The sequence below is a fragment of the Streptomyces sp. ITFR-6 genome, from assembly GCF_031844725.1.
GTDB lineage: Bacteria > Actinomycetota > Actinomycetes > Streptomycetales > Streptomycetaceae > Streptomyces.
This window is the reverse complement of sequence record NZ_CP134612.1, coordinates 2,231,860-2,248,350: the sequence shown is the minus strand read 5'-3', so window position 1 is coordinate 2,248,350 and position 16,491 is coordinate 2,231,860. Positions and strand designations below refer to the sequence as shown.

At 71.6% G+C, this 16,491-nt stretch carries 11 protein-coding genes; 8 read left to right on the top strand and 3 right to left on the bottom strand.

What is annotated here, in order from left to right:
- Window positions 1-109: 109 nt before the first annotated feature.
- The 4 genes from RLT59_RS09940 to RLT59_RS09925 all read left to right on the top strand — a co-directional run bounded on the left by RLT59_RS09940 (window position 110) and on the right by RLT59_RS09925 (window position 6,822).
- Window positions 110-2,335, top strand: a complete 2,226-nt coding sequence (locus tag RLT59_RS09940; protein ID WP_311303061.1) for an MMPL family transporter — start codon at window positions 110-112, stop codon at window positions 2,333-2,335.
- A gap of 114 nt (window positions 2,336-2,449) precedes the next feature.
- Entirely contained in the window at window positions 2,450-3,166 is a 717-nt protein-coding gene (locus tag RLT59_RS09935) for a hypothetical protein (RefSeq protein ID WP_311303060.1), read from the top strand.
- Window positions 3,167-3,398: 232 nt separating this feature from the next.
- Window positions 3,399-3,578, top strand: coding sequence for a hypothetical protein (locus RLT59_RS09930; RefSeq protein ID WP_311303059.1), 180 nt, complete (start codon window positions 3,399-3,401; stop codon window positions 3,576-3,578).
- A 94-nt stretch (window positions 3,579-3,672) separates the two neighbouring features.
- Complete coding sequence (locus tag RLT59_RS09925; RefSeq protein WP_311307668.1) at window positions 3,673-6,822, top strand: helix-turn-helix transcriptional regulator; 3,150 nt, start codon at window positions 3,673-3,675, stop codon at window positions 6,820-6,822.
- 85 nt (window positions 6,823-6,907) lie between these two features.
- Here RLT59_RS09925 and RLT59_RS09920 read toward each other — a convergent pair whose 3' ends face one another.
- The 3 genes from RLT59_RS09920 to RLT59_RS09905 all read right to left on the bottom strand — a co-directional run bounded on the left by RLT59_RS09920 (window position 6,908) and on the right by RLT59_RS09905 (window position 9,646).
- Entirely contained in the window at window positions 6,908-7,168 is a 261-nt protein-coding gene (locus RLT59_RS09920) for a DUF6191 domain-containing protein (RefSeq protein WP_311303058.1), read from the bottom strand.
- 31 nt (window positions 7,169-7,199) lie between these two features.
- Entirely contained in the window at window positions 7,200-8,384 is a 1,185-nt protein-coding gene (locus tag RLT59_RS09915; RefSeq protein ID WP_399125135.1) for a PQQ-dependent sugar dehydrogenase, read from the bottom strand.
- Between the two features lie 269 nt (window positions 8,385-8,653).
- Window positions 8,654-9,646 (bottom strand): aldo/keto reductase, encoded by a 993-nt coding sequence (locus tag RLT59_RS09905; protein ID WP_311303055.1) that lies wholly within the window; start codon window positions 9,644-9,646, stop codon window positions 8,654-8,656.
- Between the two features lie 98 nt (window positions 9,647-9,744).
- On the opposite strand from RLT59_RS09905, the gene RLT59_RS09900 reads away from it, so the two are divergent.
- The 4 genes from RLT59_RS09900 to ilvN all read left to right on the top strand — a co-directional run bounded on the left by RLT59_RS09900 (window position 9,745) and on the right by ilvN (window position 16,454).
- A complete protein-coding gene (locus tag RLT59_RS09900; RefSeq protein ID WP_311303054.1) occupies window positions 9,745-10,707 on the top strand; it encodes a 2-hydroxyacid dehydrogenase in 963 nt (320 codons plus the stop codon).
- A gap of 284 nt (window positions 10,708-10,991) precedes the next feature.
- Window positions 10,992-13,829 carry an EAL domain-containing protein gene (locus RLT59_RS09895; protein ID WP_311303053.1) on the top strand — a complete coding sequence of 946 codons (2,838 nt, stop codon included), beginning with the start codon at window positions 10,992-10,994 and terminating at the stop codon, window positions 13,827-13,829.
- A gap of 217 nt (window positions 13,830-14,046) precedes the next feature.
- Entirely contained in the window at window positions 14,047-15,903 is a 1,857-nt protein-coding gene (locus RLT59_RS09890; protein ID WP_311303052.1) for an acetolactate synthase large subunit, read from the top strand.
- Window positions 15,904-15,926: 23 nt separating this feature from the next.
- Window positions 15,927-16,454, top strand: a complete 528-nt coding sequence (ilvN, locus tag RLT59_RS09885) for an acetolactate synthase small subunit (protein ID WP_073738667.1) — start codon at window positions 15,927-15,929, stop codon at window positions 16,452-16,454.
- Window positions 16,455-16,491: the final 37 nt, after the last annotated feature.

The window sequence follows — 16,491 nt, the reverse complement described above, 5'->3', positions numbered from 1 at the left end:
AAATGATCACAGTTGGCTGTCAGAGTGACGGTTCTCAAGGTCGTGCGTTCTCCTGCGGCGGTTCTGCCGAGCCGCCGCAGAGACCACGAACCCGCAGGGAGCTCGTCCCTTGGCTGCCATCGCACGCTGGTGCATCGCACACCGCCTCGTCGCCGTCCTCCTCTGGCTGCTCGCCCTGGGCGGCACGGCCGCGGGTGCGGCGATCGCGGGGAGTTCCTACACCAACGACTACGAGGCACCCGGCACCGAGTCCGGTCGCGCCGCCGCGCTCCTGAAGAGCGGCTTCACGAATCTCGGCGGGGACACCGACACCATCGTCTGGCACACCGACGACTCCACCGTGCGGGCGGCCGACGTCGAGCAGAAGCTGACCAGGACCCTGCAAGCGGTCGAACAGCTGCCCGGCGTCGGCGCGGTGGCCGGCCCCTACACCCAGGCGGGCGCCGGACAGATCAGCCCGGACGGGCGCACGGCCTACGCCACGGTCACCTTCGACCGGCAGGCCGACGACGTACCGGTGGAGCAGGCCCAGTCAATCGTCCGGACCGCGAAGGCCGCCTCCGGCATGCACCTCCAGGTCGAACTGGGCGGCTCGGCCATCGCCCTCACCGAGGCGCCCGCCGTACATCTCAGCGAGGCCATCGGGGTCGTCGTCGCGGCCGTCGTGCTCTTCCTCGCCTTCGGCTCGCTCGCCGCCAGCATGCTGCCCATCGCCACCGCGCTCGTCTCGGTCGGCACCGCGTACGCGGGCATCGTGCTGCTCGGACACCTGATGACGGTGGCCGACTTCGCGCCCATGCTCGGCATGCTCGTCGGGCTCGGGGTGGGCATCGACTACGCCCTCTTCATCGTCACCCGGCACCGCAGGGGGCTCAGACGCGGCATGAGCGTGCCGGAGGCGGCGCAGTACGCGGTCGCCACGACCGGACGCGCCGTCGTCTTCGCCGGGGCCACCGTCTGCATCGCGCTGCTGGGCATGCTGATCCTGCGGCTGAACTTCCTCAACGGTGTCGCCGTCGCCGCCTCGCTCACCGTCGTACTGACCGTGGCGGCCGCCGTGACCCTGCTGCCCGCCCTGCTGTCCCTCATCGGCATGCGGGCGCTGAGCGGGCGCGAGCGCAGACGGCTCGCCCAGGACGGGCCTCGGCCGGACCTGCCCACCGGATTCGCCGCACGCTGGTCCGACTTCGTCGAGCGGCACCCCAAGCTGCTCGGCGGGATCGCGGTGGCGGTGATGCTGGTCCTCGCGCTCCCCACCTTCGCGCTCCACCTCGGCAGCTCCGACCAGGGGAACAACGCGAAGTCCTCGACCACCCGGCAGGCCTACGACCTGCTGGCCGACGGATTCGGCCCCGGCGTCAACGGACCGCTGACCATCGCCGCGCAGCTGGACGGCGCGGACGACCGGCTGGCGATGGACGCGCTGCCCGCGACGCTGCGGAACACCGACGGGGTCGCGTGGGCCTATCCGGTCACGTACAACTCCAGCGGCGACACCGCGTTCGTCACCGTCGTACCGGACTCGGCTCCGCAGTCCCAGCGGACCAGCGCGCTCGTCGACCGGCTGCGTACGGACGTAACTCCGCAGGCGGCCGCCAACACATCCCTGCGCACCCATGTGGGCGGCGTGACGGCCGGCTACGACCACTTCGCGCAGATCATCATCGGGAAGCTCCCGCTCTTCATCGGCGTCGTCATAGGGCTCGGCTGCCTGCTCCTGCTGATGGCCCTCCGGTCGGTCGGCATCCCGCTGAAGGCGGCGGCGATGAACGTGGCGGCGGTCGCCTCCTCGTTCGGCGTGGTCGTCGCGGTCTTCCAGCGGGGGTCGGGGAGCGAGCTGCTGGGACTGGGCAGCTCCGGCCCGATCGAACCCTTCCTGCCGGTCATCATGGTGTCCGTGCTGTTCGGCCTCTCCATGGACTACCAGGTGTTCCTGGTCGGCCGGATGTACGAGGAGTGGCTGGAGACCGGCGACAACCGGCGGGCGGTCCGGGTCGGCCTCGCGGAGACCAGCCGGGTGATCAACTCGGCGGCGGTGATCATGATCTCGGTCTTCCTCGCGTTCGTGCTCAGCGGTGACCGGGTCATCGCGATGTTCGGGATCGCGCTCGCCTCGGCCGTCGCGCTGGACGCCTTCGTGCTGCGCACGCTGCTGGTTCCCGCCCTGATGCACCTGCTGGGCGGGGCGAACTGGTGGCTGCCGGGCCGGCTGGACCGCAGACTGCCGCGCCTCAGCATCGAGCCGCCCGAATGCCGGTCCTCGCGTGCGCGGATCCCGGCGGCGGGCGCGAGCCCGGACGGCGAGGCGGTACCGGCCGCCCAGCACGTCCGCTGACCGGAGCGGCCGGGAGCATCCGGGAGTGGTTCGGAGCGGCTGTGCCGGGGCGGGGGAGCGGGGCGGCGCAGCGCGTTAAGAACGTTCTCATCCGGGACGCCTAGCGTGCGGAAAATGAACCCCACCACTCCCACCACTCCCACCACTCCCACAGCTCCCGTCGCCGAGGGCGACGGGGAGAAGAAGACGGCAGAGAAGGCCGCCACAGACACCGCAGGCGCCAAGGACGCGGCGGAGCGACCCGAGACGGCGGGGCGGCTCGACAAGGCACGCACGGAGCCCGCGGACCGCGGCGACGGGGCGGAGCAGGACCTCGACCCGGACCTCGACCCGGACCTGGACCCGGACGCGGACCCGGACCTGGACCTGGCCCTGGGTGATGACGACCTGGACGACGACGGGTCCGGCAAGGAGTCCGCCGGTCTCGGCACCGCCGCCGCGGCCGTCGTCTCCGTCGGCCTCGGCATCGTCTCGCTCACCGGAGCCTGGAGCGGCCGGGTCGCCGCCGAGCGCGAGACCCTGATCGGGCAGATCAAGACGTCGTCCGGTGGCTCGGCCGCCCAGCAGATCTCCGAGATCTACGGCGACGCCTGGCACGCCACCGCCCTGGTCAACGGGATCTTCGGACTCGTCGCCCTGCTGGTCGGCTGCTACGTCCTGGTCCGGCCCGCGTTCGGCGCCCCCTCCGCGCACCCGCAGGCGGGCTGGGTCCGGGCGGTGGCCAAGGGCGGCATCGCGCTCGGCGTGATCGGCGTGCTGGTCGCCGTGGGCATGTACTTCGACCTCATCGTCGCCCTGCCCACGGCGGCCGCGACGACCGCGGGAAGCTGACCCGGCGGACCGGAACTCCCCCTTCCGTACGACGCCCCCCGGAGCCGCCTAAGGCATCCGCGGGGGCGTTCGCGGTCCGGGTGCGGTGACTCGGGCACGCGCCCAAGGCACCCGCCCGCCGGAGATGCGGAACTCGCCCGATGCGCCGGCACCCCCCGGTGGACGAAAGTGGAGGCACGGCAGACGAACTGCCGCCACCGGGCCCAACGGCCCACGTCACCAGGGGAATCGCATGTACGAGTACGAGCTCCACAAGGTCATGCAGGCCGAACTGATCCGCCGCGCCGACGCCGAGCGGCTCGCCCGCGAAGTACGTCGCGCCGAGCGGGCCGCCCGCAGTACGGCACGCAAGGAGCGCGAGAGGACGGTGAGTGCGGACAGCGATCGACAGCGGTTCGCGCACGCCGCGTAAGGACCGGAGGACGATGCCGGTCCAGCTTCCCGGATCCGAGTTGTCAGACGCGTATGCGATGCTCGGCTCCGTGGAGACCAGGTCAGTCAGTCCCATGTTCGTCGGCCGCGCAAATGAACTCACCTCGCTCACCGACGCGCTCGCACGCGCCACCGCGCAGGGCGCCGGCCCGGACGGCTGCGCCTGCGGAGAACCGCAGGCGCTGCTCGTCGGCGGCGAGGCGGGCGTCGGCAAGACCCGTCTGGTCGAGGAGTTCCTCGCGGTGGCGGCCCGCCGAGGGGCCGTCGTGGCCGTGGGCGGCTGCGTGGAGATCGGCGCGGACGGTCTGCCGTACGCCCCGTTCTCCGCGGCCCTGCGCGCCCTGCGCCGCACCCTTCCCGAGGAGATGGCCGCGGCCTGCGCCGGGCAGGAGAGCGAGCTGGCCCGGCTCCTGCCCGAACTGGGCGAACCCGGGCGGGACTCGGCCGGTGAGCACGGCACCGCCCGGCTCTTCGAGCTCACCGGCCGGCTGCTGGAGCGCATCTCGGCGGACCGCGCGGTCGTCCTGGTCCTGGAGGACCTGCACTGGTCCGACGCCTCCACCCGGCACCTCCTCGCCTACCTGTTCCGTACGCTGCGCACCGGCCGCCTCGTCGTGGTCGGCACCTACCGGGCCGACGACATCCACCGCCGCCACCCGCTGCGCCCGCTCCTGGCCGAAATGGACCGGCTGCGCACCGTCCGCCGCATCGAGCTCGACCGGTTCAACCGGGCCGAGGTCCGCCGCCAGCTCACCGGCATCCTCGCCGACACCCCGGAACCCGCCCTGGTGGACGAGATATTCGAGCGCTCCGACGGCAACGCCTTCTTCGTCGAGGAGCTTGCCTGCAGCCTGGAGTGCGGGGACGGCGCCGGAGTCCCCGACTCGCTGCGCGACCTCCTGCTCGTCCGCGTCGAAACACTCAGCGACGACGCCCAGCGGGTCACCCGGGTGGTGGCCGAAGGCGGCTCCACCGTCGAGTACGAACTGCTGGCCGCCGTCGCGGGCCTCGCCGAGGACGACCTCATCGAAGCCCTGCGGGGAGCGGTCGGCGCCAACCTGCTGCTCACCACCCCGGAGGGCAACGGCTACCGCTTCCGGCACTCCCTGGTCCGCGAAGCCGTCAGCGACGACCTGCTGCCGGGCGAACGCTCCCGGCTCAACCGCCGTTACGCCGAAGCCCTGGAGGCCGACCCCACCCTCGTCCGCGCCGGGGAGCGCGCCACCCGCCTGGCCAGCTACTGGTACGGCGCGCACGACGCGGCCAAGGCGCTGCCCGCCGTACTGAAGGCCTCGGTCGAAGCGCGCCACCGGCACGCCTTCTCCGAGCAGCTGCGGCTGCTGGAACGGGCGATGGAACTGTGGGACGACGCCCCGGAAGCGATCCGCGGCACGCTGCGCCCCATCGACTACGCCGAGGTCTACCCGGCCTGCGGCTGCGGCTGCGACAGCGCCACCCCGCTGCGGTACCTCGACCTGATGGCGGAGGCCACCGTCGCCGCCCGCTTCGGCGGCGACCGCGAACGGGCCCTCACCCTCTGCAAGAAGGCCCTGCGCATCCTGGAGAACGAGGACGACGCGCTGCGCGCCGCCTGGTTCTGGGTCCAGCGCTCCCGGCTGGTCCAGGACCTCACCCGTGGCGACGGCTGGGAGGAGCTGGCCACCGCGGAGGAGCTCGTCCGCGGACTGCCCCCGTCGGCCGTGCATGCCGACGTCCTGATGAGCGTGGCCGGCTGGGGCGCGCTGCACCGCCCCGGGCCCGATACCCTCGCCGCCGCGGACCGGGCCGTGGAGTACGCCCGGCTGGTCGGTGACGAGTACATCGAACTGCACGCCCGCCTCACCCGCGGCTGGCTGACCGCGGACGCCGGAGACGCCGACGACGGCATCGCGGAGATGTACGCCGTCCGCGACCGGGCCGAGGAACTGTGCCTCGTCGGCGTCATGGGCCGCGCGAGCATCAATCTCCCCTCGACCCTCGAAGCGATGGGCCGTTCCCTGGAAGCGGTGTCCGCCGCCGACCACGGGATCGAGATCTGCCACAGCCACGGCATAGCCGACAAGGAGGCCTGGGTCCGCACCAACCAGGCGATGTCCCTGTTCTCGCTCGGCCACTGGGACGAGGCCCTGGCCACCGCGGAGGCCGCCGCCCGGGTGGCCCAGTCCCGCAAGGCCCAGGGCCTGGTCGCCGCCCGCCGCACCGAAGTAGCACTGGCACGAGGGGACTTCGACGAGGCGGAACGCCAACTCGCCCTCAACAAGCGAAGCTTCGGCTCACGTGACCCGCAGCCCCAGCACTTCATCAACGCCGTGCGCCACACCGTCGTCCTCGCCGTGCAGCAGGGCCGCCTCAGCGAGGCCCGGACGGCCTTCGAGGCCCAGGCGGAGACCGGCTTCCCGACCGGCACCCAGCGCTACGCCCTGCCCCTGCTGCACGTCGTCGCGGCGGCCGAGGCCGATGCCCGCGGCCTGCCCGCCACCGAGCCCGGCCGGCCGGCGAACCTCGCGCTGATCCGCAGCCACCTCAAGCGGCTGCCGATGCTCGTCCCGGTGTGGGCGGCCTACGGTCTGCTCGTCGATGCCGAACTGGCCCGCGCCGAGGGCCTGGACACCCCAGGCCACTGGTCGCGGGCGGCCAAGGCCTTCGCCCCGCTGTCCCGCCCGTACGAGCTGGCACAGATCCGTCACCGCTGGGCCGAGGCCCTGCTCGTGGCCTCCGGTGACCGGGCAGCCGCCACCGCCCTGCTGCGCGAGGCGCACGGTACGTCCCTGCGTCTGGGCTCGCGCCCGCTGACCGAGACCATCGAGCTGCTGGCCGGCCGCGCCCGCATCACCCTCGCCGCCCCCGACGCGCTTCGCGGCCCCGGTTCGGCCACCGGCCCGGGGTCCGGGTCCGGGCCGGAGATCCTGGAGGCCGTCACCGTCCCGGACGGCGACGGCGCCCACGACGAGCAGACCGGCCGGGACCGCTCCGAGGAGCAACTCCGGGCCGCGGCCGCCGCCGCGGTGGAGTCCTTCGGGCTGACCCGGCGCGAACAGGACGTGCACCGGCTCGTCGCGGACGGCCACACCAACCGGAGGATCGCCGAGGAGCTGTACATCTCGCCCAAGACCGCGAGCGTGCACGTCTCCAACATCCTGGCCAAGCTCGGGGTGGCCAGCCGGGGCGAGGCCGCCGCACTCGCCCACCGGCTCCGCCTCTACCGCACGCCCACGGGCTCCTGAGGACCGGGTTTCTCGGCGGGGCGGCAGGCGGCAGGCGGCAGGTGGCTGTCCGGCGGCCCCGCCGGGCGCGCGAGGACGCGGACAGCTACACCGCTTCGCCACGCTCCCCGGTGTCCGCGTTCCGGGCGCCGGTGACCTCGGGCTCCGTGTCCTCGGGTGCTGTGTCTCCGGGCTCCGCGTCCCCGGTGTCCGGCCGGCGGACCACCACCTTGCCCGAGGTGAGGTCTATCGGGCCGCGCGCCGGGTCACCGATGCCGAGATCCACCCGGCTCAGCTCCAGCCGCCGCTGTTCCTCGGCGGCGTGCTTGCGGCCGGGTGCGAAGAGTTCCTCGAAGAAGTTGAACACGGGCCGCGCACCCTTCCGCCTGCTGTAGCCGCTACCGCACCTCAAGCACCAGCATCTTGTCGTCTCCCGGCTTCGGCGTGCCACGGGTGTCCGTCTCGCTCGTGACGAGATAGACCTTGTTGCCGCCCGCCGCCAGCACCGTGCGCAGACGGCCGTACTTCCCCTTCAGGAACGACTGCGGGGCCGCCAGAGGTTCCTTGCTCTCGTCACCGGACAGCGGAATCCGCCAGAGCCGCTCACCCCGCAGACCGGCCATCCAGATGGAACCCTTGGCGTAGGCGATACCGCTCGGGGACGCCTCGGACGTCTTCCACTGTGCCACGGGGTCGAGGAAACCCTTCTCGCCCGCCTTGCCCTCGGCGTCCGGCCAGCCGTAGTTCCCACCTGGCACGATCCGGTTCAGCTCGTCCCAGGTGTCCTGGCCGAATTCGGATGCCCACAGCTGCTTGTGGCTGTCCCAGGCGAGGCCCTGCACATTGCGGTGACCGTACGAATACACCACGGAGTCGGCCTGCGGATTGCCGTGCAGGGGCTCACCGTCCGGTGTCATCCGAAGGATCTTGCCGGCCAGTGACTTCTTGTCCTGGGCGTAGCCGTGATCCCCCGTCTCGCCCGTCCCCACGTACAGCATGTGGTCCGGGCCGAAGGCGATCCGTCCCCCGTTGTGGATGGAGCCCTTCGGGATGCCCCGCAGGATCGTGTCGGGAGCGCCCAGCAGCTGGCCGGGTGCCGTCCCCTTCTCGTCGTAGAGCATGCGGGCGATGCGGTTGTCCGAGGCGGTGGTGAAGTACGCGTACACCAGATGGTCCGTGCCGAACGTCGGGGAGACCGCGATCCCCAGCAGCCCGCCCTCCCCGTCGGGGGCCACCCCGGGCACGGCGCCCAGCAGCGTCTTCTTCCCGCTCTCCGCGTCCACCCGGGTGATCGTCCCCTTGTCGCGCGAGGACACCAGCAGGTCACCGTCCGGCAGGGCGGTGAGGCCCCACGGCGAGCCCAGCCCTTCCGTGAGGGTCGACACCACCTTCACCGAGCCCTTCGCGGGCGGCAGATCCGCCGCCGGACGCGAGGCGGACGGCGAGGAAGGAGCCGGTGTGCCCGATCCGGTCTGCTGGGACCCCGCCGGTGAGCTCGCGCCCTGGCCCGCCGTGCTCTGCGCCCCCTCCTGAGACGAGCACCCCGCGGCGAGCAGCAGGGCACCGCTCGCCAGCAGAGCCACCGCCCCACGCCGTACCCCGGCCCCCGCACCCAGCCGTGCCGCACCTGCCCGTGCCGTACTCAGCCGCGCGAGGCGACCACTCCCATGAGGCGTCGTGTGACTCCCCATCGGGTCCTGCCCGGATCCGATCACCGCACTGATCCCTTCGACGGCCGCCTGTCTACTGTTCTTACACCGCGGCCCGCCCCGAGGTTCCCGATGACGGCCGACTTTCTCGATCAGGGATCCGGCGGCCGGCGCGCCAGCGCTCAGTCCCATGACGCCCGCGCTCAGTCCCATGACTCCCGCGCCGGCGGCAGCCGGTCGATCTCCGCCAGGTCCCGCGCAGTCAGCGCCAGACCGGCCGCCTCCGCGTTCTCCACCGCCCAGCGCTCCCGCTTGGTCCCGGGCACCGGAACCACCTGCGGTCCCTGCCGCAGCGCCCAGGCCAGCGCCACCTGCGCGGGCGTCGCCCCGTGCCGCTCCGCCACCCGCCGCAGCCCGACCACCACCGGCTGGTTCGCCGCCATCATCTCGGCGGTGAACCGGGGGTGCCGGGCCCGCAGATCCTCCGGCTCGAAACCCTGCCCCGGCGTGAGCGTCCCCGTCAGATACCCGTTGCCCAGCGGCATCGCCGCCAGGAACCCCACACCCCGCGCCGCACACCACGGCAGCAGCGACTCCAGCGCCTGCGGCGACCACACCGAGAGCTCCGCCTGCACCGCGCTCACCGGAAAGACCTGCTGCACCCGTTCCAGCTGCCGGATCGTTCCGTCGTGCAGTCGCGCCCCCTGCCGACGCGAGGCCCGCGCCCCGATCGCGCACAGCCCCAGCGCCCGGACCTTCCCCGCGGCCACCAGCTCCGCCATCGCGCCCCAGGTCTCCTCGACCGGCACCTCCGGGTCGGCCCGGTGCAGTTGGTACAGATCGATCACATCGGTCTGCAGCCGGCGCAGCGAGGCGTCGCAGGCCCGCCGGACATAGCCGGGCCGGCCGTTGGCCACGATGTGCTGATCGCCCACCAGCAGTCCGCACTTGGTGGAGACGAAGGCCTCGGAGCGGCGCCCCTTCAGCGCCCGCCCCAACAGCAGCTCATTGGTGAACGGGCCGTACATGTCGGCCGTGTCGAGCACTTGGACGCCCGCGTCGAGGGCCGCGTGCACCGCGCGCAGGGCGTCGTCGCCACGCTGCCGCGAGGCGTCGTACGCCCAGCTCATCGGCATGCAGCCGAGACCGACCGCGCCCACGGCGAGCGCCGCCGCGCCGAGACTCCTGCGCTCCAACTCCCCGCACCCTTCCTCGGCCCCGCCGGCCCGGGACCACACTCCGCACCCACAAACTAACCTCTGCTCCCCGCGCCCCGTCGCATAGCCTCCTGACCATGACTTCCACCACGAATTCCACCGCGGCCCCCGACGTGTGGCTGCCGATCGGGGCCGACGGGATCGAGGGGCTCCCCGAGGGCCTCAACTACCGATTCTGGGACGGCGGGCAGGACTACCCGGCCGACCCGGCGGACTGCGCGTTCTATGTCGTTCCGTACATGAAGGGCCCGAAGGTCGCGGTCCGTCCGCTCGCCGCGATGAGCGCGGTACGGGTCGTGCAGACCCTCTCCGCGGGCATCGACCACGTCGAGCCGGGGCTCGGCCTGCTGCCCTCCGGTGTGCGGCTGTGCAACGCCAAGGGGGTCCACGAGGCGTCCACCGCCGAGCTGACGCTCGCCCTGATCCTGGCCTCCCTGCGCGGCTTCCCCGGCTTCGTGCGCGGCCAGGACAACGAGGAGTGGCGGTCCGGGTTCTACCCGGCGCTCGCCGACAAGTCGGTGCTGATCTTGGGGTACGGATCGATCGGCTCCGCGATAGAGGACCGGCTCGCACCCTTCGAGTGCGCGCGGGTGGCGCGCGTCGCACGCTCCGCGCGGACCACCGCACGCGGTCCCGTACATACGCTCGACGACCTGCCCGCACTGTTGCCCGAGGCCGACATCGTGATTCTGTCCACCCCGCTGAACCCCTCCACACAAGGGCTGGTGGGCGCGGACTTCCTCGCGGCGATGCGGGACGGGGCGCTGCTGGTGAACGTCGCCCGCGGCGGTGTCGTCGACACCAAGGCGCTGCTGTCCGAACTCGAATCGGGCCGGCTGCACGCCGCACTCGATGTCACAGACCCGGAACCGCTCCCTTCCGGCCATCCGCTCTGGCATGCTCCGAACGTCCTGATCACTCCTCATGTGGGCGGCAGCACCTCGGCGTTCCTGCCCAGGGCCAAGCGTCTGATCGCCGGACAGCTCAGCCGCTTCGCCGCGGGGGAGCCGGTCCACAACGTCGTACGCACCACCGGCTGAACACGCGGCGAGCACGTTCCGCGGCACTCCGTGGCGACAAGTCTCCAGGTCGTCACGGAGAGTAGAGGAACTATGTCCCTGCGTGACGAGTCTGGTGTATCGTCCCGAAAGGGAGGCTGCGCCGTGGAAGGGACGGCGTCGGGGAGGAAGCCACACGCGAGGGGGCGACGGGCGATGTACGGCCGATGGGCGAACGATCCGACATGGCGGGGTGACCACAGACGGCCGGCGGGCCGTCCGGTGCGCCGGCGCCGCGGCCGTCCGCAGACCGCGGGAGCACCCCGGTGAGCGCGCCGGCGAGCACCCGCGGAGCGCTCCTGGCCCGGCGGTCGGCCCTCGGCAGGACGCCGTCCCTCCTGCCTCAGCTTCTCCTCGGCCTCGCCTGCGCCGGATACGCGGTGGGCGCGGGGCTGGGCTGGGGCTCGGTGCGGATGGCGCTCTTCATGGGCGACTTCGGCCTCAGCACCGCCGCCCTGGCCGCAGCCGTCTCCTGCTTCCTCTTCGCACGCGCGGCGGACAACCGGTTCCGGCCGGCCTGGCTGCTGTTCTCGCTCTCCTCGCTGATGGCCGCCGGGGGCAACGCGGTCTGGGGGTGGTACGAGTTCGTGCGCGGGCTCCCGGTGCCCAGCCCCTCCCTCGCGGACCTCTTCTACCTCTGCTTCGCGCCGCCCGCGATCGTCGGACTGCTCGTCCTCGCCAAGCGCCCCGTCACCCGGGCCGGCTGGGTCTGCCTGGCACTCGACTCCTGGCTGATCGGCGGATCGCTCCTCACGCTCTCCTGGAGCCTCGCCCTCGCCCACACGGCACATCTGGCGGACGTCGAGGGCGCCAGCGTGGCGAGGGCGGCGCTCTCGCTGGCCTACCCGCTGCTCGACATCGTGCTGGTCTCCATGGTCCTCGCGCTGCACTTCCGGCGCTCCAGCCTCAACCGGGCCGCGGTGAACACGGCGATCGCCGCCCTCGCCCTGACCGTCCTGTGCGACGCCCTGTTCACCTCGCCGCTGCTGCGCCAGACGTACCACTCGGGACAGCTGCTCGACGCGGGCTGGTTCGCCGGTTCGCTGCTCCTCGCCTACGCCCCCTGGGGCGCGGGCCGCGCGGAGGACAACGCTGTCCAGGAGCGGGCTGTACCCCGGACCACCAGCCGCCCCATCGCCGGTTCGCTGGCCGCGCTGACGCCTTATCTCGCCGCCGCCGTCTGCACCCTCGGCATCCTCTACAACGTCATCGAGGGCCGCAGGGTGGACCGGGTGGTGGTCTTCACCGGCTGCACGGTGGTGCTCGCACTGGTCGTCCGGCAGGGCATCATGCTCGTCGACAACATCGCCCTCACCCAGGAACTGGCCCAGAAGGAGAACCACTTCCGCTCCCTGGTGCAGGGCTCCAGCGACGTCATCATGATCGCCGCCCCGACCGGCATACTCCGCTACGTCAGCCCCGCCGCCTCCGGTGTCTACGGGCGCGAGGCGGACGACCTCGTGGGTGCCGAGCTCTCCTCGATCATCCACCCCGACGACCTGGGCGCGGTGGTGCACGAGGTGCGCCGCTTCCTCGCCGCCCCGCCGGCCGAGGAGCCCACCACCCGTATCGAGTGCCGCTTCAGGTCCGGCAGCGGCGAATGGCTGAACGTCGAGTCCACCGTCAACCGCCACCAGGGCGGGCTGATCCTCAACAGCCGCGACGTCACCGAACGGGTCCGGCTGCAGGCCCAGTTGCAGCACAACGCCGAGCACGACCCGCTCACCGACCTGCCCAACCGGGCCCTCTTCACCGACCGGGTCCGCCGCACCCTCAGCGGCCGCCGGTCCGGTGACGCGGGCACAGCCGTCCTCTTCATCGACCTGGACGGCTTCAAGGCGGCCAACGACCGGCTCGGCCACCAGGCGGGCGACGAGCTCCTCATCCAGGCCGCCCGCCGCCTCCAGGACTCCGTACGGGCCGGGGACACCGCGGCCAGGCTCGGCGGTGACGAGTTCGCCGCCCTCATCGTCGGGGACGGCAGCCGCGAGCAGACCGCCCGCGAGTACCAGGTCCACGAGATCGCCGACCGGCTGCGCCTCACCCTCTCCCGGCCCTACCGGATCGGCGCCGGAGAGGTCCGGGTCACCGCCTCCATCGGCGTCGCCTTCGCGGAGCCGGCCATCACCCCCAACGACCTCATGCGCAACGCAGACCTCGCCATGTACCGGGCCAAGGCGGGCGGCAAGGACCGCGTCGAGCTGTACGCCCCGCAGATGCAGGCCGAGGTGGTCCGCCGCTCCGAACTCGCCGCCCGGCTGCGCACCGCCCTGCGCGAAGGCGAGTTCGCGCTCCTCCACCAGCCCGTCGTGCATCTCACCAGCGGCACGGTCGCCGCCGTTGCCGCACAGGCCCGCTGGCGCTCCGCCCAGGGCATCCTGTTCACCCCCGCCGAGTTCCTCCGCGTCGCGGAGGACAGCGACCGCACCGCCGAGCTGGGCCGCTGGCTCCTCGAAGAGGCCGTCGAGCAGGCCGCGGACCGGGCCCGCGCCGGACACCAGGTCTCCGTCGCCGTCCGGCTCTCCGCCCGCCGGCTGCTCGACAAGGGGATGCCCTTCGGCTCTGTCGAGGCGCTGCTCACCCGCTACGGGCTGCCGTCGGGGGCGCTGATGATCGAGGTTTCCGACAGCGACCCGAGAGTCTCCTTCGACGAGCTCGAACAGCGGCTGGTGGCCCTGCGACGGCTCGGCGTGCGGATCGCGCTCGACGGCTTCGGCAGCGGCTATGCCGCGATCAACGCCCTGCGCCGGCTCCCCATCGACGTACTGAAACTGGACCGCGGCCTGGTCGAGGGAGTCGTCGAATCCGCCCGGCTGCACAAGATCACCAGCGGGCTGCTGCGGATCGCGTGCGACCTCGGCATGCAGTCCGTGGCCGACGGCGTCGACGTACCGGAACAGGTTCTCGCCCTGCGCGCCATGGGCTGTACGCACGGCCAGGGCATGGCCTTCTCCGGACCGCTGGACGAGTACCGGCTGCGCCGCGCCCTGGCCCGCGGCGAGTTCCCTGTGCCCGGCGGCAGCGTCGCGCAGCCGGTCCTGGCGGGCGGCTCGATCCCGCTCCTCACCGGATCACATACTGAGACGCCCGTCCCACCCACTTGACACGCCGAGTGCGTCGGAGAGAGGGTCAATGCCATGCGCACCCGAATTCTCGTACTTGGAAAGCGCGTCGGCTGAAGCAGAGTCCCTCACTGACACTCTGCAGACCGCACCGGCGCGCTCCCCTCGCTTGCCTCACGGCACGAGGGGTTTTTTGTTGCACCGGTACCACGCAAAACGTCGTAAAACACTCGCAAAAACCCTCAGCTTCGAGAAGAGAATGCCGATGACCGAGCAGGCCACCGGGGCCCACCATCCCCAGCCGCGAGCCCGTACCGGCGGATCGCCCTCCGCCGCCGTTGAGCACCTCACGGGCGCGCAGTCCCTGATTCGTTCTCTTGAGGAAGTCGGGGCCGACACGGTATTCGGCCTCCCCGGCGGCTGCATTCTCCCGGCGTACGACCCGCTGATGGACTCCACCCGGGTCCGTCACGTCCTGGTCCGCCACGAGCAGGGCGCGGGCCACGCGGCCACCGGCTACGCACAGGCCACCGGCAAGGTCGGTGTCTGCATGGTCACCTCGGGTCCCGGTGCCACCAACCTCGTCACCCCGATCGCGGACGCGGCCATGGACTCCGTGCCCATGGTCGCGATCACCGGCCAGGTGGCCTCCGCCGCCATCGGTACGGACGCCTTCCAGGAAGCCGACATCTGCGGCATCACCATGCCGATCACGAAGCACAACTTCCTGGTCACCCGCGCCGAGGACATCGCGCACACCATCGCGGAGGCCTTCCACATCGCGTCCACCGGGCGTCCGGGGCCGGTCCTCGTCGACATCGCCAAGGACGCGCTGCAGTCGAAGACCACGTTCTCCTGGCCGCCGCAGATGGACCTGCCGGGCTACCGCCCGGTGACCAAGCCGCACGCCAAGCAGATCCGCGAGGCCGCCAAGCTCATCACCCAGGCCAAGCGCCCGGTGCTGTACGTGGGCGGCGGCGTCATGAAGGCCGGAGCCACCGCCGAACTGAAGGTCCTGGCAGAGCTCACCGGCGCGCCCGTCACCACCACCCTGATGGCGCTCGGCTCCTTCCCCGACAGCCACCCGCAGCACGTGGGAATGCCCGGCATGCACGGTGCGGTCACCGCCGTCACCGCGCTGCAGAAGGCCGACCTGATCGTCGCCCTGGGAGCCCGGTTCGACGACCGGGTCACCGGCAAGCTGGACAGCTTCGCCCCGTACGCCAAGATCGTGCACGCCGATATCGACCCGGCCGAGATCGGCAAGAACCGTGCCGCCGACGTGCCGATCGTCGGGGACGCCCGCGAGGTCATCGCCGATCTCGTCCAGGCGGTCCAGGCCGAGCACACCGAGGGCCACACGGGCGACTACGCCGCCTGGTGGAAGGACCTCAACCGGTGGCGTGACACCTACCCCGTCGGCTACGACCTGCCGGACGACGGCAGCCTCTCGCCGCAGCAGGTCATCGAGCGGATCGGTGAACTCGCCCCGGACGGAACGATCTTCGCCGCGGGCGTCGGCCAGCACCAGATGTGGGCATCGCACTTCATCAAGTACGAGCAGCCCGCCACCTGGCTGAACTCGGGCGGTGCGGGGACGATGGGGTACGGGGTTCCGGCGGCGATGGGGGCCAAGGCCGGGATGCCGGACCGTACGGTCTGGGCGATCGACGGTGACGGCTGCTTCCAGATGACCAATCAGGAGCTCACCACCTGCGCGCTGAACAACATCCCGATCAAGGTCGCGATCATCAACAACGGCGCGCTCGGGATGGTCCGCCAGTGGCAGACCCTCTTCTACAACCAGCGGTACTCCAACACCGTGCTGCACTCCGGCGCCGATACCGACGGCCTCCCGGCGAAGGGCACCCGGGTGCCCGACTTCGTCAAGCTGTCGGAGGCCATGGGCTGCTACGCGATCCGCTGCGAGGACCCGTCCGACCTGGACAAGGTCATCGCCGAGGCCAACTCGATCAACGACCGCCCCGTCGTGGTGGACTTCATCGTCCACGAGGACGCGATGGTGTGGCCGATGGTCGCCGCCGGCACCTCCAACGACGAGGTCATGGCCGCCCGCGGCGTCCGCCCCGACTTCGGCGACAACGAAGACGACTGAGAGACAGAGAGAGACCGACTTCCATGTCCACCAAGCACACGCTCTCCGTCCTGGTCGAGAACAAGCCCGGTGTCCTCGCCCGGATCACCGCCCTGTTCTCCCGCCGCGGCTTCAACATCGACTCGCTCGCGGTCGGTACCACCGAACATCCCGACATCTCCCGCATCACCATTGTGGTCAATGTCGAGGGCCTGCCCCTGGAGCAGGTGACCAAGCAGCTCAACAAGCTGGTCAACGTCCTGAAGATCGTCGAACTCGAACCCGCCGCTGCGATCCAGCGCGAGCTCGTCCTGGTGAAGGTCCGCGCCGACAGCGAGACCCGTTCCCAGATCGTCGAGATCGTCCAGCTGTTCCGCGCCAAGACCGTGGACGTCTCCCCGGAGGCCGTCACGATCGAGGCGACCGGCGGAGCCGACAAGCTGGAGGCGATGCTCAAGATGCTGGAGCAGTACGGCATCAAGGAACTCGTCCAGTCCGGCACCATCGCCATAGGACGCGGCGCGCGCTCGATCACCGACCGGTCGCTGCGCGCCCTCGACCGCACGGCATAGCCCCACCGGCTCGCCGCTCGTATGGCGAGACCCGGAA